17 protein-coding genes and 2 pseudogenes are annotated in these 19025 nt (G+C 35.9%); 8 read left to right on the top strand and 11 right to left on the bottom strand.

Annotation, left to right across the window (positions count from 1 at the left end; genetic code table 11):
• Positions 1-20 precede the first annotated feature (20 nt).
• From ABWU36_RS02015 to ABWU36_RS02000, 4 genes and pseudogenes are all read left to right on the top strand, one after another.
• On the top strand, positions 21-1088 hold the full coding sequence (locus tag ABWU36_RS02015) for a quinone-dependent dihydroorotate dehydrogenase (protein WP_264688383.1): 1068 nt from the start codon (positions 21-23) through the stop codon (positions 1086-1088).
• 90 nt (positions 1089-1178) lie between these two features.
• Positions 1179-1877 (top strand): ribonuclease III, encoded by a 699-nt coding sequence (gene rnc, locus ABWU36_RS02010; protein WP_253309845.1) that lies wholly within the window; start codon positions 1179-1181, stop codon positions 1875-1877.
• 81 nt (positions 1878-1958) lie between these two features.
• Positions 1959-2094: pseudogene (locus tag ABWU36_RS02005) on the top strand (IS66 family transposase); the annotation flags it as partial.
• 293 nt (positions 2095-2387) lie between these two features.
• A protein-coding gene (locus tag ABWU36_RS02000; RefSeq protein ID WP_353272868.1) for an IS630 family transposase occupies positions 2388-3390 on the top strand; the annotation gives its coding sequence in 2 pieces (ribosomal slippage) (positions 2388-2897 and positions 2899-3390; 1002 coding nt in all).
• Positions 3391-3614: 224 nt separating this feature from the next.
• Here the strand turns inward: ABWU36_RS02000 and ABWU36_RS01995 are convergent.
• The 6 genes from ABWU36_RS01995 to ABWU36_RS01970 form a co-directional block, all read right to left on the bottom strand.
• Positions 3615-4157: a hypothetical protein gene (locus tag ABWU36_RS01995; RefSeq protein ID WP_253309844.1), complete on the bottom strand. Its 543-nt coding sequence runs from the start codon at positions 4155-4157 to the stop codon at positions 3615-3617.
• A 109-nt stretch (positions 4158-4266) separates the two neighbouring features.
• Complete coding sequence (locus ABWU36_RS01990) at positions 4267-4797, bottom strand: phospholipase D family protein (protein WP_253309843.1); 531 nt, start codon at positions 4795-4797, stop codon at positions 4267-4269.
• Between the two features lie 43 nt (positions 4798-4840).
• Positions 4841-6328: a UbiD family decarboxylase gene (locus ABWU36_RS01985; RefSeq protein ID WP_253309842.1), complete on the bottom strand. Its 1488-nt coding sequence runs from the start codon at positions 6326-6328 to the stop codon at positions 4841-4843.
• Positions 6329-6346: 18 nt separating this feature from the next.
• Complete coding sequence (locus ABWU36_RS01980; protein ID WP_265016485.1) at positions 6347-7195, bottom strand: AAA family ATPase; 849 nt, start codon at positions 7193-7195, stop codon at positions 6347-6349.
• A gap of 109 nt (positions 7196-7304) precedes the next feature.
• Positions 7305-7817, bottom strand: coding sequence for an AAA family ATPase (locus ABWU36_RS01975; protein WP_253309840.1), 513 nt, complete (start codon positions 7815-7817; stop codon positions 7305-7307).
• Positions 7795-8031, bottom strand: coding sequence for a hypothetical protein (locus tag ABWU36_RS01970; protein ID WP_264732495.1), 237 nt, complete (start codon positions 8029-8031; stop codon positions 7795-7797). Before ABWU36_RS01970 ends, ABWU36_RS01975 begins: the two co-directional genes overlap by 23 nt.
• Before the next feature lie 127 nt (positions 8032-8158).
• Here ABWU36_RS01970 and ABWU36_RS01965 point away from each other — a divergent pair, with 127 nt between their 5' ends.
• Positions 8159-8941: a DsbA family protein gene (locus ABWU36_RS01965; protein ID WP_253309838.1), complete on the top strand. Its 783-nt coding sequence runs from the start codon at positions 8159-8161 to the stop codon at positions 8939-8941.
• A gap of 194 nt (positions 8942-9135) precedes the next feature.
• Entirely contained in the window at positions 9136-10326 is a 1191-nt protein-coding gene (locus tag ABWU36_RS01960) for a hypothetical protein (RefSeq protein ID WP_253309837.1), read from the top strand.
• Here ABWU36_RS01960 and ABWU36_RS01955 read toward each other — a convergent pair.
• Positions 10267-11497: pseudogene (locus tag ABWU36_RS01955) on the bottom strand (IS256-like element ISWpi15 family transposase). The gene ABWU36_RS01960 and the pseudogene ABWU36_RS01955 overlap by 60 nt on opposite strands.
• A 102-nt stretch (positions 11498-11599) precedes the next feature.
• On the opposite strand from ABWU36_RS01955, the gene ABWU36_RS01950 reads away from it, so the two are divergent.
• Both ABWU36_RS01950 and ABWU36_RS01945 read left to right on the top strand, forming a co-directional pair.
• Complete coding sequence (locus ABWU36_RS01950) at positions 11600-11845, top strand: hypothetical protein (protein WP_253307281.1); 246 nt, start codon at positions 11600-11602, stop codon at positions 11843-11845.
• Between the two features lie 52 nt (positions 11846-11897).
• Positions 11898-12497 carry a TIGR02217 family protein gene (locus tag ABWU36_RS01945; RefSeq protein ID WP_253307282.1) on the top strand — a complete coding sequence of 200 codons (600 nt, stop codon included), beginning with the start codon at positions 11898-11900 and terminating at the stop codon, positions 12495-12497.
• Here ABWU36_RS01945 and ABWU36_RS01940 read toward each other — a convergent pair.
• From ABWU36_RS01940 to mutL, 4 genes are all read right to left on the bottom strand, one after another.
• Positions 12490-15135: a 2-oxoglutarate dehydrogenase E1 component gene (locus ABWU36_RS01940; protein WP_353272934.1), complete on the bottom strand. Its 2646-nt coding sequence runs from the start codon at positions 15133-15135 to the stop codon at positions 12490-12492. The genes ABWU36_RS01945 and ABWU36_RS01940 overlap by 8 nt on opposite strands.
• A 385-nt stretch (positions 15136-15520) precedes the next feature.
• Entirely contained in the window at positions 15521-16477 is a 957-nt protein-coding gene (locus ABWU36_RS01935) for an ankyrin repeat domain-containing protein (RefSeq protein ID WP_353272933.1), read from the bottom strand.
• A gap of 177 nt (positions 16478-16654) precedes the next feature.
• Positions 16655-16795 carry a hypothetical protein gene (locus ABWU36_RS01930; RefSeq protein ID WP_264736007.1) on the bottom strand — a complete coding sequence of 47 codons (141 nt, stop codon included), beginning with the start codon at positions 16793-16795 and terminating at the stop codon, positions 16655-16657.
• Positions 16796-17164: 369 nt separating this feature from the next.
• On the bottom strand, positions 17165-19024 hold the full coding sequence (mutL, locus tag ABWU36_RS01925; RefSeq protein ID WP_353272932.1) for a DNA mismatch repair endonuclease MutL: 1860 nt from the start codon (positions 19022-19024) through the stop codon (positions 17165-17167).
• Position 19025: the final 1 nt, after the last annotated feature.

Raw genomic sequence — 19025 nt, 5'->3', positions numbered from 1 at the left:
TTATACTCTTATAGCGTTTCATGGTAAAAAATAAACTAAAAATAAGCAAAGTGTTTTACAAAATGATATTACGTAATTTATTGTTTTTACTGCCGCCTGAAGTTGCTCACTCTTTGGCAATCATGGCATTAAAGAAAATACCTTATAAGAATCCTATAGAGCTACCAGAATCTTTGAGTGTGAATTTTTTTGGTAATAAGCTCAGAAGCCCCGTGGGCCTGGCTGCAGGTTTTGACAAGAATGCAGAAGTTATAAGGCCTATGCTTTCATTTGGTTTTGGGTTTATTGAAACTGGTACTGTAACTCGTAATCCACAATATGGAAACAAAAAACCAAGAATTTTTCGGTTAATTAAAGATCAAGGGGTAATTAACAGATTGGGATTTAACAATAAAGGAATAGACTATTTTCTTAAACAAATAGATGAAACCAAGCTTGATGACTGCATTTTTGGCATAAATATAGGAAAAAATAGTGCATCGAAAGACCAAATTAGTGATTATGTTGATTTAATAAAGATGGTATATGGAAAAAGCAATTATATAGTGCTGAACATCTCGTCTCCAAATACGCCTAATTTACGCAATCTGCACAATAAGCAAGAATTATCGAAATTGTTGAAATCCATCCGGAAATCAATTGATAATTCTAAATCCATACCAATAATATTAAAAATCTCACCAGATATAGATCAGCAAACGAAAGAAAATATCGCTGAGCTTGCGTTGGAATATAAGATTGACGGATTAACAGTAAGCAACACTACGGTAAGTAGAGATAATCTGCATTCCCACCACAACGAAAGTGGCGGATTGAGTGGCAAACCACTGTTCAAACTTTCAACCGAGTTATTGGGCGATATGTACAAATTTACTAAGGGCAAAATATTATTGATAGGGTGCGGAGGAATCTCAAGTGGTGCTGATGCATATAAAAAAATAAAGGCAGGAGCCTCTTTGGTGCAGTTGTACACTGCTCTCATATACCACGGACCTCAAGTTGTAAACAAAATTAATCTAGAACTTGCAGAACTAATAAGGAGAGATGGATTTAGTAACATTAGTGAGGTGGTGGGTTGTATACATTAATTTTGGAAGTTGGTGGTATTATTTTAATAAAATAAGACTAATTCTCTGGTATAAAGGTGGTAGAAAGTGCTTTTCTTTTAAATAATGGGTATGAAGAGTTTGAATGATGCAATATCTAAGATCATTGATTATAAATTTACAAATTATGCAATATTAGAAGAGGCACTAACTCACCCAAGCGTAAATAAAAGGAATAGCAAAAACCAGATTGTAAGCTACGAAAGACTAGAGTTTTTGGGCGATAGTGTTTTGAATATGGTCGTATCTGCCATACTGTTTAAACTATTTCCTGAAGAAAAAGAAGGAGCATTGGCAAAAAGAAAGACGGATTTAGTTTGTGGCAACACCATTGCTAATGTTGCTAAAGAAATAAAATTAGGCAGCTTTATCATCATGAATAATAGTGAACGCTGCAATGGAGGAAGATGTAACCTAAAAAATTTAGAAAACTCGCTTGAAGCACTAATAGGTGCAATTTATATTGATGGCGGACTTGAAAATGTTGAAAAATTTATTACCCAATATTGGGAAAAGCTAGCTAAAAGCATGCTTGACCCCCCTCAAGATCCTAAAACCTCACTGCAAGAGTGGACTCAGAAAAACAAATTGCCTTTACCAGAGTATGAGCTTGTAAAACAAACTGGACCAGCACACAATCCTGAATTTACTATATCAGTTTGCATAGAAGATTATGGTAAAGTTTCTGCATGTGCTTCTAGTAAAAAGATTGCTGAACAAAAAGCTGCTGAGTTGATGCTAGAAAAAATTGGAAAAGACGCTTCAGTTTAGGCAAAATAGGCATTAATGTAAGTTTTAAGGAAGCTAATAGCGTTTAGGGGAAATGGTCAATTTAAGGAGAAGCATAGTATTATTCATAAAAAAGTTGATCTACCAAAAATTAAGCCTTATGTAGTGGAATATCAATGGCCGTTGTTGGAGATGCGGAAAAAAAAGAAGTAGCAAGTTACCAAAAGGTGTTATGCCAGATACATTTGGTCCAAGAGTTGTTTTGTGAAGTTGACAGAGTCAAGGAGAATGAAAGTTTTAAAAAATAGCATATTTTTTAATTATAAAAATTTAATATTAACTGATATAGCTAACCCAAGAAAGGTTTTCCTACGTCATACCGCCGCGGTATCTCAGCATAGATTCCGCTAACAAGTAGCGGAATGACGAATTTTTGTTTTTCAAATTATCGGTAAATCTAAGTCAGTTTATACCAATTCCCACTATGTAAAGAACAGATAGACAATAATGGGAAAGAAGTGATACTAAAGTAGATAAAATAGAGAGGTATAAATGGCATTAAGGTCAAAACTATTAGACGAAAAAGTTGTAAATTTGGCGAAAGAAATGTTAAAAAAGGTCAGAAATAACGCATATGTTTCAAAAAAGTTACAAGCGGTGATAGTAGGAAAAGAAAGTAGTATAAGCGCTGTGGCAAGAATATGTAAAATTTCAAGGACTGCTTTGACTGAATGGATAAAGCATCTAAAATTTGGTAGAGTAGAAAGATTATTTGCCCCGTCTCAACGGCGAAGGAAAAGCAAATTAAACAAAAATCAACGTGAGCAAATTGAAATATGGGTAGAAAGAAATCCAAATATTACTATTAAGGAAGTGCAAATAAAAATCTCAGAGGAATTTGGCCTAAACATTAGCAAATCAACAGTGCACCGTGAGATACAAAGGATGAAATTTTCTTACATAACACCGAGGCCAATTCACCATAAACAAGATAAAAAAAAGCAAGAAGAGTTTAAAAAATACTTCAATAAAATAGTCAATTCCCACCCTGAAAAGGAGGTATTTTTTTGATGAATCACGATTTGGAACTCATTCAAAAATCGGACACGGATGGTTTAAAAAAGGGGTCAGAACGCAGGTTAAAATGAAAATTGGTAGACAAAATTTCTATATCTACAGTGCAGTAAATCCAAGAAGTGGTAAGAAAATTAGCCTACTTGCTCCATATGTAAACACTGATTGTATGAATATATTTCTGGAGCAGATGTCGAAAGATTTAGGCACGAAAAAAGTCTTTCTTGTAATGGATTGTGCAGGTTGGCATAGATCAAAAAGTTTGAAATTTCAGGAAAACATTACCATTATATACTTGCCTCCTTATTCACCGGAACTGAATCCTGTTGAGAGGCTGTGGCAATATATCAAACACAATACTTTACGCAACAGAGTCTACGATACCATAGGCTTACTTGAAGATGTTCTGTGTAATTTTATTGTCAGTATTTCCAGCACTACTATTAAACGAGTTTGTAATGTTTCTTATTTGTTCGATTAGTAATGGAATTTGGTATTAGCTATATTATCTCTCACACCGCTTAGCTGAACAGATACCATAAAAGATAGCTAGAAAGCAATTGCACTTGCAGCAAATTTCAAGATACAAGCTTCTGTATTTATTTTAAATTAAAAAAAGCTCAAGAAAAATAAAGTCAATTTTTGACGTCCCAAATATTACAGAATGTAATTGATTGATTGAGTAAAAACCAGTGAACGGTCAGGTTAAAACATGTTTTTAAATTTTTGCCAAAATCCTGGTTTATTATCATTAACCTTTGTAAATGTTATATTTAAACTGTATTTCGGATCATTTGGCACGTCGTATTTTATGCTAAATGTTGAAACTTTATCGTTATTGTAAATATGTACATCATCATATGATAGCTTTGTTGTGTAACACTTTACATGCTTTTGCTTATCATACACTAAATCACCTGACTCCCTTTCTAGTTCCACAAATTTCGTTTTTTTCTGACATTCCTTCATTTTTATTAAATCCTTATCTAGTGATATTGAAACTGGCAACGTATTTCCAGCATATTCTTTAGCTAAAAGTTCACTTTGAGGATACATTTTTATTTCCCTGCCAAAATGTGAGTCTATGAAATTATTACTCCAAAATTTATCGCCAGAATGCACGTACTCATCAGTAGCATACGGCACCCCACCATAACTGCATTGAACTTTGTAATCTCCAACACCGTTGTTTTGAAAAAAATCATGAATGGCAGTGTAGCTACCGTCAGCATCATTTATATAATCCATTACTTTATTCCTTAAACTTTTAGTTCATTATATCATAATCATTATGTCAATCAATCAAAAAAGCTCTCTCTTGCTGTTTTTAGAACTGATTTTAAGCAAGCGCTCTCGATTAGTTGGGAGCGTATTTATAAGATTGTGACATTCGTGCCTCCCAGTTTTTCACATACTGCTGAATCAATTCAGGATAATCTGTAATAATTAATAAATTTTCAGCATTTCCTTTTTTAGCTGTCTTACTAAGGTTAAATGACCCTGTGATGACTTTTTGATTGTCAACAATCATTATCTTATTATGAGCAATCTTTGGCTTATCATCGATCCAAATTGGTACTCCACCTGAAAATAATTCATTTATAACACTATATTTTGAGTAGAGTTGCGATTTATCTAAGATGACTTTAACATCAACACCGCGTTCTTTAGCATTAATCAAAGATTTTGCAACTGTTCCAAGAGTAAATGTATATTCTTGAACTAAGATAGATTTTTTAGACTGATCTATTACGCTGATTATCGGTACAGCACAATCTTCTCCAGGTGAAAAGCAAACCGTAGCTTTTGGGCAGGGCGAAAATATAAAACCCGCATAGTAATACAGAGAAAAACACATTAACAAGAATAAAAAGTGAAAAAGCCTCACAACAACCCACCCCCGGATATACGGCGATAGGCTACATCATAATTTAATCACCTGTCAATCCATATTCTTCCCACTTCTCCGTGACTTTTCTTACTATTTCCTCACTCATTTTAATTTTCTCTCCCCATTCTCGTTTGGTTTCAGGCGGGATTTTATTTGTTGCATCAAATCCCATTTTACCTCCAAGTCCACTTTCAGGGGAAGCAAAATCTAAATAATCAATAGGTGCGTTCTCTATTGTGATTGTGTCACGCACAGGGTCCATTCTCGTTGATATTGCCCACATCACTTCCTTCCAATCACGTACATTTATATCATCATCAACAACGATAATAAACTTCGTGTATAAAAATTGCTTTAGAAAGGAAAGTATGCCCATAACAATTCTTTTTGCCTGCCCTGGATAAGACTTTTTTATCGATATCACCGCTATTCTATATGAACAACCTTCTGGTGGTAGATAAAAATCCACTATCTCTGGAAATTGATTGATAAGAATGGGCACAAAGATTTCGTTGAGCGCTTCACCAAGAATTGATGGTTCATCAGGTGGCTTGCCAGTGAAAGTGCTGAGATAAATTGGATTTTTGCGCATAGTAATTGCAGTAATATTAAATTCTGGAAATTGCTCAACAGAATTATAGTAGCCGGTGTGATCTCCGTATGGCCCTTCATCTTGATATCTATCCAAACTTACATAGCCTTCCAGAACAATCTCTGCATGAGCTGGCACTTGAAGCGGAATAGTCTTACAATTTACAAGCTCAAGCGGTTTTTTGCGCAGCAACCCAGCAAATTGGTATTCTGACAATGTTTCTGGTACTGGAGTTACCGCAGCAATAATTGTTGCAGGATCACTACCGATCACAGCAGCAGCAGGAAATTTCATATTTTGTTCCTTCTCTTTCCATCGTTTGTGGTGACCTGCACCACCACGATGTGCAAGCCAGCGCATTAGAGTCGTTTTTTTATCTATAACCTGCATACGATATATTCCAAGATTGAAATTATCTTGCTTGTCTTCCGTTGGGCCTTTTGTCACCACAATTGGCCAGGTGATAAGTGGTGCAGGTTCATTTGGCCAGCATGTTTGAATAGGTAGCAAACTAAGATCCACCTCATCCCCAGTTAGCACCACTTCTTGACATGGAGCCTTGCTCACAACTTTACTTCGCATCGACAATACAACTTTTAGTAAAGGAAACATTTTCACGGCATCTTTGAAGTTTTTTGGTGGCTCAGGTGATCGCAAAAATGCTAAAAGTTTACCAAGATCTCTTAGTTCACCAGGGTTTATGTTCAACCCCAATGCAATCCTCTTAATAGTACCAAATAAATTCACCAAAACTGGAATCGAATTTTTACCGTTTTCCGTGACAACATTTTCAAAGATGATAGCTGGTCCTTTATTTGACAAAACCCTACGGTGAATTTCTGTCATTTCAAGAACTGTTGAAACTTCCTCCTTAATCCTAATCAGATCTTTTTTTTCTTCTAAGGCTTTAATGAAGTCGCGTAAGTTGGTGTACATATTAAAATTTAAAATAACTTAAAACAAGTCTTCTAGTGTAATCACATGATGTATCGTATCTTTTAGATATTGGTTCTCAGAAACTCCATTTGCAGCAATTAACACCCAGAATATTTGCTTCTTTGATTTCGTTTTTTCTCTATAAATTGCTTCTTTTCTTTTTAATTGTTCGACAAATTCCTTTGTTACTGTATAAGGTTTATCACTATATTTTATCTCACAGAGCATTACACATCCATCTTCTCGATCGAAAACTAGATCTATTTGAGCACCAGACTCTTTACTGTATTTTTCTGGTTGATATTGCCAATCTCCACATATAACTGCTATATGCTCTATATCTAATTTTTTTCTAATTACATTGGCATGTTTAAAACACACTGCTTCAAATGTTTGCCCTGTCCATGTTTGCCAAGCTGGTTTCTTTATTGCTAACTCCCAATAGTGAGCATCACTTATTATTGCCCTTTTTGTTACTTCCTTAAACGGCTCAATCCACGTTAGATAAAATAATACATATTCGTCCATTACCCTGTAATATACTCCTCTCTTTCCCTTGTTCAATGGTAAAAAACCACCAATAAATCCTGCTTCTTCTAAACTCCTTAATTTAGCAGTTAAGCGACCACCCTCAGTGATTTTAGTCGCTTTTATAAGTTCTTTTCTGCTTATCCCTTTTGGCTTTTTTGCAATCGCACGAATGATATTTAGATATGTCTCTGGCTCTTCATACAAGGAGTGAAACAACATATCAAATTCATCAAATAACAAACCACCCTTCTGAAAACAGATCATATTAATGTTTTGTGCTGCTGATAATCCTTTACTTACTTCCTTAAGGTAATGTGGTATTCCTCCAATAGCCATATAGATCTGTAATATCTGCTGGTGATTAAGGTTGATTCCTAAATATCTTAGATACTCTTTAGTTTCACGTAAGTTAAAAGGCTGCAAAGGTATCCTTGCGGTAATGCGGTTATGCAACCCCCCTTTTGGTATAAATTATATTTTCCAACATCCAAGAAGCTGCTGAACCACATACAACCAAGATAAGCTTCTTTCGGTTTGTCCAATGTATATTCCAAAAATATTCTAACGTTTCTAGAAAACGAGACTTTCTTGTAGCTAACCATGGAAGTTCATCAAAAAATAAGACAATGTGTTCATTCTCATGTGTGTTATCAATAGCAAGTGTTAATTGTTGTAATGCATCCAGCCACACTTCAGGCAAAGCCATTTTTGCACCTTTATAAAAAGTATTTGATAACGACTGTGTAAAAATTGCAAGTTGTTCCTGCATAGTACCATTATTAAGACCTGTTTGTTCAAATAAAACATCGGCATGTTTACTGAAAAATTGTTTTATTAGGTACGTCTTACCCACACGACGCCGACCATACACTGCAATAAACTCAGCAAATGGGGAAAAGAGAAGCTTACTTTCTAGAATGGCTATTTCCTTTTCTCTACCAATTATTGGTTCGCTCATATAATTTACCGCCGCATTTGTTAGCATTATACACGGCGGTTATAAGATGATCAACTTTTTTTACCGCCATGTTTACAGTTGTTATACGCGGCGGTAAAAGATAGAGCATCTCATAATTGGCTATTCTGGCGATGGTTTGGTCATTTGCATCACCAAGTCTTCTGATGAGCTTTTCAGTAATGTGCTTGAGTTCCATTGTACGTAAAGTTTGCATTTGAGGCAAAACTGGTTATAAAATACACTTGATATAAATGTTTTCATATATTAATATTAGATGCTTCTTTTAATATACAGATAAATGTGTACTAAAGTTTTATGTTGTAGGTTTTTAAATAAATTGTATGTCTAGAATATCGTTTTTATTGATCCTTATACTGGCAGTAGCAAGTTTACCAGTAATAAACAATTGGCTTTCAAATCGCAGCCAAATGCTAAGCGATGATTATATAGGTGAGAAATTAGATAATTATATAAGTAGAAATTTTGATAAGATCGTAAAAACTCTCAAAGAGGAGTCGATTAAAAGTAGTTACGCTGCTCGAGATAATGTGACCAAAAGTAAAATTTCACAATACAAGGATCAAATATTTGACCTTACTTATCCTTACTCCGGAAATGAAAATAGTAGTGTTATAGCTGTAGGTTTCTTTGACTATTCTTGTGGATATTGCAAGACTATAAAAGACGATATAAAACAGTTAATTAACGACGGTAAAATTAAGTATATCTTTAGGGATGCTCCAATACTTGGTAATGACTCTTTAAGGGCAGCAAAAAGCGCTTTAGCTGTTTACTTTATTGATAAAGAAAAATATTTCGACTTTCACTATTCTGCTTTAAGTCACAAAGGAGGATTTTCAGACGAAAGCATATTGGATATAGTGAAAAGCATAGGGATTGATGAGGACGATTTTAATAATTCCATGAAAAATAACGCGGACAAAATTGAGCAAATGATAAATGGCAGTAAGCTCCTAGTAAGAGATTTGGGAGTAGGGGGCACACCTTTTTTAATAATTGGGGATAGTCTGTTTGTAGGAGCAACTGATTTGAATGTATTACGCAAAAAAGTAGATGAATTAAGTCGCAAGCAAAAACTAGCTTCAGCGATTAATTTGCTATAAAATTTTATTTTTTTACTTGACAACGTAAACGAATCTAATTATGAATGTGATAAATAGCAGTACGTATAAGATACGCAGTAGCTCAAGAAAAGCAGGTGATGCCTACAGTCGAGCATAACCTTAGCCTGCAAAGGTTGACTAATCCATTAAAAAGTGTTAAACTTAACATATAGCTACCATTCTGAGGTTACAATATGAAAGAGCCTAATTATACAAGAGAACCAATTGCTCTTTTTCGACAAATCAAAGAAAAGAAAAAATCAAGTGATTTACTGCATAATTTAAAAAATGCTTGTCCCAAAAATCTAAACATAGGAATTGCTATAAAGACAGGAGATTGCTTTTTTGACTCCGTGGCTCAAGGGTTGAATGAGTTAAATATAAAACCTGGTTATCGTTTTACCGCAAAATCATTAAGAAAAGATTGTGCAGATTATGCTGAAAACAAAAAGGACTCACGATGGGTTTTTAATGAAATAACAAAAAATATTGCTGAAGGATATGCTGTACCTATGATAGGTTCAAACGGAAATGTAATGAAAGATAACCAGAACAATATTATACCAGACAATATTGCATCTTTTGATAGATATTTAAAAGATATTAGAAGTATGGCTACAGAAGCTAGCCCACCTATATGGGGTCGCCCAGGGGTTGAAGGGAGAATGATATGTGATAAGTATGAAGTGGAGCTTTATATTTATTCAATAGAGGAAGATAGTCAAAAAGTTACAGTAACTAAAATTACAGCACATGATGATGATCTAGAAGTTTTTATACAAGATGTGAATCTTGATCAATTAAAGATAGATAATAGTAAAAAAACTGTAGGAGTAGTGAATTACATGCAACATTTTGTACCACTCCTTAGTGGAATTTCTGAAGATATAAAAGAAGATCAACAAGTTTCTAGTGAAGAAATTTTTAGTACAGATAAAAGAGTTCCTCCTTCTAATCAACCAGAGCAAGAAGTACAACAAGAAAGAATTAATACCAGCACTAATGCGACTGTTTATACGGATAAAGAAATCCCTTTTTCTCATCAACTAGAGCAAAAAACACGACAAGAAGGAATTAATGCCAGCGCTAGTGCGACTGTTTATACGGATAGAGAAATTCCTACTTCTAATCAATCAGAGCAAAAAGTACAACAAGAAATAATTAATACCAGTACTAGTGCGCCGGTTTTACAAATTCACATAGATAAAGAAATCCCTTCCTCTCATCAGCAAGAACAAAAAACACAACAAAAAGAAATACAAAAAAAATTAATTAATAATTACAAGAAAGAGGGAGTGTTAAATAAACTGTGTCAAACCGCATTTTTAGTTCAACTCAATTTTCAATCTGCCAGGAAAGAAAACATCAAGTTGAGAGATAGTTAATGCCCAATCATGTACAGGCATCGTCCACTTTTCCTCTGCCTTCTTTATAGCACAATATACCTGCTTATACAAGGCATTTATGCTGGTAAATGAGCCTTTGGTCTTAGTGAATTTCCTAATTTGCCTATGTAGCCCCTCTATGGGATTGGTGGTGTAGATTATCCTCCTAACTGGACCAGAATACTTAAAATAACCAGACAAGTTTTCCCAATTATTCTGCCAAGATTTTATAACCATAGGGTACTTTGTGCCCCATTTTTCATCCAATTCCAACAGATAATTCTCGGCAATTTCCTTGCTTGAAGCTTGATATACCTTCTTTAAATCGCTCAAAAAACTCTTCGCATCTTTACTGGCCACATACTTCAGTGAGTTGCGTATCTGATGCACTATACACATCTGCACTTCCGCATTAGGAAAGACACTGTTTATAGCTGCAGGAAAGCTTTTCAGCCCATCAACGCAGGCAATAAGGATATCTTCTACTCCTCTTTCTTTGAGGTCATTTAGCACTCCCAACCAGAAGTTAGCTCCTTCACTTTCAGCCAAATAAAAACCTAATACTTCTTTTTTGCCATTTTGATCTATGCCTAATATGTTATACATGCATTTACTTACGCAATGCCCGTCCTCTTTGACTTTAAAAAACCATGAAAACTATCGGATATACAGACTGCAGCAGGCGACTACGCCATTCGTTGATTACTGGTAGCAATTTGTCAGTAATACTTGATATCTCTGCCACCGATATTTTGTGATCATAAATTTCCTCAACATGTGACACTATATCTCTATAGCCCATACCACTGGCAAATGTGCTCAAAATCTTCGTTTCAAGCTCTGGATGTAAGTTTGTTTGCCTTTTTTTGACTATTTGTGGTTCGAAACTTCCTTCCCTATCTCTTGGCGTCAAAAGCTCAAATGACCCTGCGCTTGTACGTAAAGTCTTTGCATTCCTCCCATTTCTTCGATTATTCTCTTCGCTTTCAGCCGACAAGTGGTTTTCTATTTCACCTTCCAGGCTTACCTCCAGCAACTTTTTTATAAACGGTGTTAATGCTCCATCTCTTCCTGTCAACGGTCTTCCTTCTCGTATAGACGACAGGATATTTGTTTCTAATTCTTTATAATCTACCAAACCGGTAGTTCTGTTTACTACTTTCTGACTCATTGTCAAACCTCCATTTTTTTATATCAATTTATTACTTTTTTTTCGGTTTGACACAGTTTATTTAACACTCCCAAGAAAGAAGCTGTTTATGGCACAGTTGCTGTGATAGCTGCTATAGTATTCACAGCATCTGCTATAGCTGCTATCATTACTCAAGCAATTCCTTTTGCATGTCTTACTGGAATTGCTTTAGTCGTTGGATGTGTTTGTGTATATCAATTAACGCAGAGTCATAAGAACATTAACGAACTGAAAAGTGAGTTAGAAGAAAATAGTACCCTTACTTTTCTAGAAGAAATAGGATTAAAAATGCACGGTCTTATTAATAAAGCAACTTTAAAAATTTAAGATCTTTCCTGTTTTACTACACCACCTCAATTTTACTTTCATAGGAGGACATATGTCATTCACAGAAATTAGATTTCCAGAAAATATATCTTATGGTTCCACTGGAGGACCGGAATTTTCCACTGACGTTGTAACAACTCATAACGGTTGTGAACAGCGCAACATCAATTGGTCTCATGCACGCACTAGATACAACATAGCTTACGGGGTCAGATCAAACGAGCAGCTAACAGAACTCATAACATTTTTTCATGCACGAAAAGGTAAAGCAATAGGGTTTCGTTTTAAGGATTGGTCAGATTTTATAGCCATTAATCAAAAGATTGGTATAGGAGATAACAAAAAAACGACTTTTCAGCTAATCAAAACTTATGTAAGTGGGGAAGATAAGCATATACGCATGATCAAAAAGCCAGTACATGGGACAGTAAAGATTTATTTAAATGGTAAAGAAGAGAGTGAATATTCAGTAAATTATTCAACGGGAGAAATAACATTTATGAAGCCACCAGTAAAAGATGCGATAATCACTGCGAGCTTCGAATTTGATGTGCCCGTGCGCTTTGATACAGATTACTTAAACGCTTCTATTGATGACTATGGAAGCAATAGCTGGAATAACATTCCACTAGTAGAGGTGAAGTTTAATTAAGCTGCTTTAAAATTTCCTCCTGTTGCTGAGTGTGAACACTAGCATAACCACATGCAGGAGATGCAGCAGCAGGTCTTGCGATACACTTAGGTCTTTTTGCTTGAATATTGAGGTCAGATAACACCTCGTCTATCAATGGGTTGACAAAAAACCATCCCCCCATATTTTTTGGTTCTTCTTGACACCATATAATTTCAGCGTTCTTGTACTTTTCAAGTTCGCTGCTTAATTTATCGGCTGGAAACGGATAGAATTGTTCTAAACGTATCACTGCTATATCGTTTATTTTTTGTGTTTCAAGCATTTCAATTATATCGTAATAAACTTTACCACTGCATATTACAACTTTACGTATTTCATTATTTGAAACTAAACCTGTTCTACATTCTGGAATTACCGTGAGGAATTTTCCTTCAAAGTCAGATAGGTTAGAAACTGCTCTTTTATGACGCAATAGTGATTTAGGTGTAAACACTACTAAAGGCTTACGAAAGTCTCTATGCATTTGTCTGCGTAAGACATGGAAGTAATTCGCCGGAGTGGAACAATTAACTACCTGCATATTATCCTCTGCGCAGAGTTGCAAAAATCTCTCTATACGTGCGGAGCTATGCTCAGGTCCTTGCCCTTCATAACCGTGGGGCAACAATAGAACTAGACCGCTTGATCGCAACCACTTTGTTTCTGCAGATGCGATAAACTGGTCGATCATAATTTGTGCACCATTTGCAAAATCACCAAATTGTCCTTCCCAGAGCACCAGTGAATACGGAGAATCAAGACTATATCCATATTCAAAGCCCATTACAGCATACTCTGATAAAGCGCTATCTATGACCTCAAAGTGAGCTTGCTTTTCATTTATATTGTTTAGCGGAATAAACGCTTCTTCTGTTGCCTGATCAACAAGCCTTGAATGACGGTGCGAGAAAGTCCCACGACCAGAATCTTGTCCTGATAAACGCACTCCTATTCCTTCTGTAAGCAGTGACGCAAATGCAAGACTTTCGGCAGTTGCCCAGTCTATATTGCTACCAGAATTTATGCTGTCTATTCTTCCATCGAGTATTTTTCTAACCTTATTGTTAATGTTAAAGCTACTTGGAATATTGCTATTTATATGCACACCCAATTTTTTCAACTCATCTGGCGGAACACCAGAATCCGTGTAGTATTCGCTCAAATCGTTCAGCTTTGCTCTTCTTAATTTTGACCACACTCCACCGAACCAGTCAGCTTTTTTTGGAGTGTAAGTCACTGATTCAGCAAGACTTTTATCTAATTTTGCCCTGAACTCACTGCGCAATTTATTTACTTCATCGCCATCTAATACTTTCTCTGCAGTCAATTTTTCTTCATACAATGTTCCAGGAGTTTTATGTTTTGATATCAGCTTATACGTAAGTGGCTGAGTGAAATTCGGTTCATCGCCTTCATTATGGCCGTATTTGCGGTAGCATATTATATCAATCACTACGTCCTTTTTAAATTTCTGCCTATATTCCATCGCCAGACTTGCAGCAAAACTCACAGCTTCCGGGTTATCTCCATTCACATGGAAAACCGGAGCTTCTATTGATTTTGCTATGTCAGTGCAATAAAAAGAGGATCGTGCGCAGCATGGGTTAGCAGTAAAACCAACTTGATTGTTTATAACAATGTGCACAATACCACCCACTTTATAACCTTCAATGTTGCTTAGGCTCAAGGTCTCGGCAACGACACCTTGACCGATGAAAGCCGCATCACCATGAATTGATATGCCAAGCACAGACCTTATATTCTGTTTTGCTCTTATTCTTCCAGCCAAAACCGGATTCACCGCTTCAAGGTGAGATGGGTTAGGGCATAAACTTAAATGTATTTTTTTGCCACCTGTAAGTGCTCGATCAGAAGAATAGCCAAGGTGATATTTAACATCACCAGACACCTCAAGACCACTTGGGTATGCAAGGTTGCCTTGAAATTCAGATAGCATTGCCGCATATTCTTTGCCCATAACTTTGGTTAGAACATTGAGCCGTCCGCGGTGAGCCATGCCAAGGACTATTTCTTCAATACTAAAAGCTGCAGAATCACTAATAATTTTTTCAATAGCAACGATAGCTGATTCCCCACCTTCGATAGAAAAACGTTTATATCCAGGAAATTTCATATGGAGAAATTGCTCGAACATCTCAGATTCGATCAAGTGCCTCAGGATTTCCTTTTTATCTTGTGAACTCAGCGTATAGGTTTGATTTTCGATCTTTTCCTGCAGCCATATTCTCTCCTCATAAGAGGAGATATGCATAAATTCAAAACCGATATTCTTGCAGTAAATATCTCTATAGATTTCAGCGTCACTTGCCGGAGATAGATTTGAATATTTTTGGTAATCTATTAATTGATTCTCACTTGGTGACAATGGGTTTAAGTCTGCAAAAAAGTGACCATAGGACCTGAAGAAATTTGCTAAACTAGAAACTGAATCATCTACCTTAGTTGCATTGCAGGGCTCTGCTTTATTAACTTCTAAATTGCTTGAAAAAATTCTATACCAATCTTCCCCGATTGATTTATCGCCCTGCAGATAACGGCTATACATTTCTTCCACAAATTCTGCATTATCACCATAAAGGCAGCTTAAATTCGACATAATCACTATAAAAAGTATCAAATACTTATAAGTATAACTTAAGTTTTTTAAAAAAGAACTTTTTTAGTTTCTATACGTCATACCGTGATTTATTCACGGTATCTCATCCGCTAACAAGTAGCGGAATGACGATTTATCAGCAATTTAAGTCATACCGTGATTCATTCGCGGTATCTCTTAGCATAGATCCCGCTAACAAGTAGCGGGATGACGAATTACTATACCACCGCGAACCGTCATACCGCCGTGGTATCTCTTAGCATAGATCCCGCTAACAAGTAGCGGGATGACGAATTACTATACCACCGCGAACCGTCATACCGTGATTTATTCACGGTATCTCATCCGCTAACAAGTAGCGGAATGACGGTAAACCTAGATTACTTTAGCTATAATTATTAAGCTGCACCTGCTGGATTTGGTGATTGACTATTAAGAAATTCTGCTCTAGCTTCGGTAAAATCTGGTGAGGGTTTTGAAAAAACGCAGTTTTTATTGCACAGTATGCGCAATATAATGCAACAGCAGCAGTACTTACTGTAAAAATGGCAAACCCGATTTTATCTGCTTTTCTGAAATCTCCAACTGCAGCCTCAAGTGCGCAGCAGATACTAAAAAGCGAAAAAATCACTATACCACCAGAGTATAGTAACACCGTATCACGATCAACGGCACCAAATAGCTGCCCAACTTTACTGTTGTGTTCAGCATAATCTACTGGTCTTTTATTGTAATGATCTTTTAAGTCTGGGTTAGCGCCTTTCCTCAACAGCAATTTTGCAATTTCAACACGATCGTGACTTTTATCTTCAAATAAGTAATGCAACAGTGTTTTACCTTGACTATCTTTTGCATTAGGGTCAGCACCTTTATTTAAAAGTGATTCAGTAACTTTGTGGCAAGAAACGCCATCACTATTATTAATAACATAGTGTAATGATGATTTACCTTCTCGATCTCTCGTATTAGGATTAGCACCATGCTCTAAAAGCAAAGCTATGATCTTAACTCTTGACTCATTCTTATAACCTGTATATCTTAATGCAAAGTTCAATGGTATACTGCCACCAGTACCTTCTGTATTCAAATAGTTAAATTTATCATCATTTTTTACTGTCTTCAGCAACAACTTCAGAAAATCTAGCTCATTACTGTTAATAGCTGATATTACAAGATCCGAAAAAGCTTCTGCTTGACTATCGGTAAGCGATTTATATGCCTCGATCTGCGTTTTTAATACATCTGAGTTTTTTTCACTATCAAATAATTTCTTTCTGGCTTTAGAGATAACGTCATGGCTATCTGTTAGTTCCAAAATTTTTAAAGCTTCTTCTTTATTCATGATCATTACCCCTGCTAATAGTGTTGAAGTTGAGTATAACCCAAAATTTCAAAAAGCAAAGCTTTTTATGTTAAACTGCATCCACTGCGCAATCCCATAACTGTACAAACATTGTAATTTATCTCCATCTAGGAAAGGGTGTCATCCCAGTGCCCCTATGATGTCATTCCAGTGCCCCTATGATGTCATCCCAGTGCCCAGACACTGGGATCTAGTTTTCCATAAATGGTGCATTTTAACATAACTTTTATACTTGATAAAATTCCTGGATTCCAGCATCAAGTGCTGGAATGACACCTCTCTTTGAGCTATAAACATTAAGAAATTTACCAAATGAAAAAAAAGGCAAAAGAAGCCCCGAGTAGCGAGTTTTGACTCTATATTACTGTAAGTGGCGCTGTAATAATGTGCTAACGCTTAAAATAAGCGCGATTTGGCTGAATGTAGAAAAAATAAAAAAGACATGCAGCCGCTATAATTTTATGTAATCCGCCAATAAATACCCTAAGTTTTTTACTGAATTTTGTCATTGAGCCTGCAGGTCAAAAACAAGTTTTGAGTCATAAATACCCTTATTGTCATGATAAGGGAGCTGGCGGAGTTTGTCAAGTCGTTTTTCGTTTAATCCGTTTCTATGAGCTACTTGGATGACGAGGAAAGAGCACTTACATATTTATGGCAACCTCATTACCTGCGCTCAAACAGTTTTTCAATATCACTGAGTTTCATTTCTATATAAGTTGGTCTTCCGTGGTTGCATTGCCCGGAATATGGAGTTTTTTCCATTTGTCTCAGCAGCTCATTCATCTCCTCTAACCTCATTTTCCTGCCTGCTCTAATTGATCCATGACAAGCGATAGTAGCCAATATCTTGTTCACTTTGTCTTCTACTGGCAATGTATCTTCTATTTCCGTTAATCTACCCACTATATTAATTAGCATCTCTTTCACATCTATTGCTCCCAAAATTGCAGGGATTTCTTTTACTATCACTTTATTCTCTGATTTGATTTCAATATCAAAACCCATTTCAAATAACTTATCTTTATAGATTTCAATCATCTCCATTCCAGCTTGATTTTTGATTTCAACCGTTTCAGGAAGAAGTAGTTTTTGTCTTTTTATACTTGATTTTTGTTTTAGGCATTCATATACTAATCTCTCGTGGGCTGCATGCTGATCAACTATAATCAATTTGTCTCTTACCTCGGCAATAATGTAAGTATTATAGACCTGACAGCGTGCAAACCCGAGCGGGTGGCTCTCTATCAAATCAACTTGCTCTAACACCTTTTTTTCTAGAACCATAATTTCCGCTTGTGATGGGGATTTCTGTATGCCGGTATAATCAAACGATTTTGACTGTTCTGATAAGCCTTTTGCTTTTTCATTTGGAGAAGCAAATTCTTTTATTAGTTGATTTTCAAAAGGACTTGGCCTTCTTTCATAAAATTCATTTTGAACATCAGATTTATCAAAAGGATCTGATAATGAACCTTTCAAAAAACCCTCTATTGTATTAGTAGTTTTCTGGTCACTAGCTGGAATGACATCAAAGGTGCCTATCCTTCTTGACAATGCTTTGATTAATCCTCTTGTCACTATCTCATATATGAGCTTCTTATTCTGAAACCTTACTTCTGACTTATTTGGATGCACATTTACATCTACTTGATCATAAGGTATCTCTAAATGTAACGCTGCAAAAGGATACCTATCGCTTGGAATAAAATCATGATATGCATACCTAACCGCACCAATAAGTAAATTATCTTTAATTGGCCTTCCATTAACAAATGTATAGATCTGAGTTGACTTACCACGATTGACGGTTGGCTTACAGATGTGTCCCGTAAGTTTGATGCCGTCTTCTTCTTCATTGACCTCCAAAGAATTGCCCTGAAATTCTTCTTCTACTTCACACAATCTATGAAATAACGAAGTCTGCTTAGCGTATTTTAAGAGCTTTTTATTACCTGAAGTGAGAGTAAACCCTATATGATAGTTAACCATTGCTAGGTTGTTTACAATATCAACAATGCTTTGAGTTTCTGCTCTTTCGGTTTTTAGAAATTTTAGTCTATTTGGGGTAGCGAAAAACAAATCTCGTACTTCAATATGTGTCCCTTGTGATAAAGAGTAAGGAGTTAGCTCCCCCATCTTTTCTCCACCCTCATAACTTATAGACCATGCTTCACTTGCTCCGCTTGCTTTAGACGATAATTTTATCTTACTTACTGCTGCTATTGAAGGCAGAGCTTCTCCTCTAAAGCCAAGATGCTTGATTTCTATCAACTCACTATCGCTCAATTTTGAAGTAGCATGGCGCATAAACGCAAGTTCTAAATCGTTTTTTTCTACTCCGTTACCATCATCTGTCACAATAATAAGGTTACGCCCACCACTTTCTATTTTGATCTCTATTTCTAAACTTCCAGCATCTATTGCATTTTCCACTAATTCCTTTACTACACTTGCTGGCCTTTCTATCACCTCCCCCGCTGCTATACGGTTTATGGTTTTTGTGTCTAGAAGGATTATTGCCATA

The organism is Wolbachia endosymbiont (group A) of Portevinia maculata (genome assembly GCF_964028525.1).
In the GTDB taxonomy this organism is placed as follows: Bacteria; Pseudomonadota; Alphaproteobacteria; order Rickettsiales; family Anaplasmataceae; genus Wolbachia.
Note: the sequence above shows the minus strand (reverse complement) of the source record. Positions and strands in the feature narration are given on the sequence as shown.

Bases quoted from the DNA above. Each gene is read 5' to 3' on its own strand.
- ABWU36_RS02015 (WP_264688383.1), top strand. From the start codon at position 21: ATGGTAAAAAATAAACTAAAAATAAGCAAAGTGTTTTACAAAATGATA.
- rnc (WP_253309845.1), top strand. From the start codon at position 1,179: ATGAAGAGTTTGAATGATGCAATATCTAAGATCATTGATTATAAATTT.
- ABWU36_RS01995 (WP_253309844.1), bottom strand. From the start codon at position 4,157: ATGGATTATATAAATGATGCTGACGGTAGCTACACTGCCATTCATGAT.
- ABWU36_RS01985 (WP_253309842.1), bottom strand. From the start codon at position 6,328: ATGTACACCAACTTACGCGACTTCATTAAAGCCTTAGAAGAAAAAAAA.
- ABWU36_RS01980 (WP_265016485.1), bottom strand. From the start codon at position 7,195: ATGGCTATTGGAGGAATACCACATTACCTTAAGGAAGTAAGTAAAGGA.
- ABWU36_RS01975 (WP_253309840.1), bottom strand. From the start codon at position 7,817: ATGAGCGAACCAATAATTGGTAGAGAAAAGGAAATAGCCATTCTAGAA.
- ABWU36_RS01970 (WP_264732495.1), bottom strand. From the start codon at position 8,031: ATGCAAACTTTACGTACAATGGAACTCAAGCACATTACTGAAAAGCTC.
- ABWU36_RS01965 (WP_253309838.1), top strand. From the start codon at position 8,159: ATGTCTAGAATATCGTTTTTATTGATCCTTATACTGGCAGTAGCAAGT.
- ABWU36_RS01960 (WP_253309837.1), top strand. From the start codon at position 9,136: ATGAAAGAGCCTAATTATACAAGAGAACCAATTGCTCTTTTTCGACAA.
- ABWU36_RS01945 (WP_253307282.1), top strand. From the start codon at position 11,898: ATGTCATTCACAGAAATTAGATTTCCAGAAAATATATCTTATGGTTCC.
- ABWU36_RS01940 (WP_353272934.1), bottom strand. From the start codon at position 15,135: ATGTCGAATTTAAGCTGCCTTTATGGTGATAATGCAGAATTTGTGGAA.
- ABWU36_RS01935 (WP_353272933.1), bottom strand. From the start codon at position 16,477: ATGAATAAAGAAGAAGCTTTAAAAATTTTGGAACTAACAGATAGCCAT.
- ABWU36_RS01930 (WP_264736007.1), bottom strand. From the start codon at position 16,795: ATGTTTATAGCTCAAAGAGAGGTGTCATTCCAGCACTTGATGCTGGAA.
- mutL (WP_353272932.1), bottom strand. From the start codon at position 19,024: ATGGCAATAATCCTTCTAGACACAAAAACCATAAACCGTATAGCAGCG.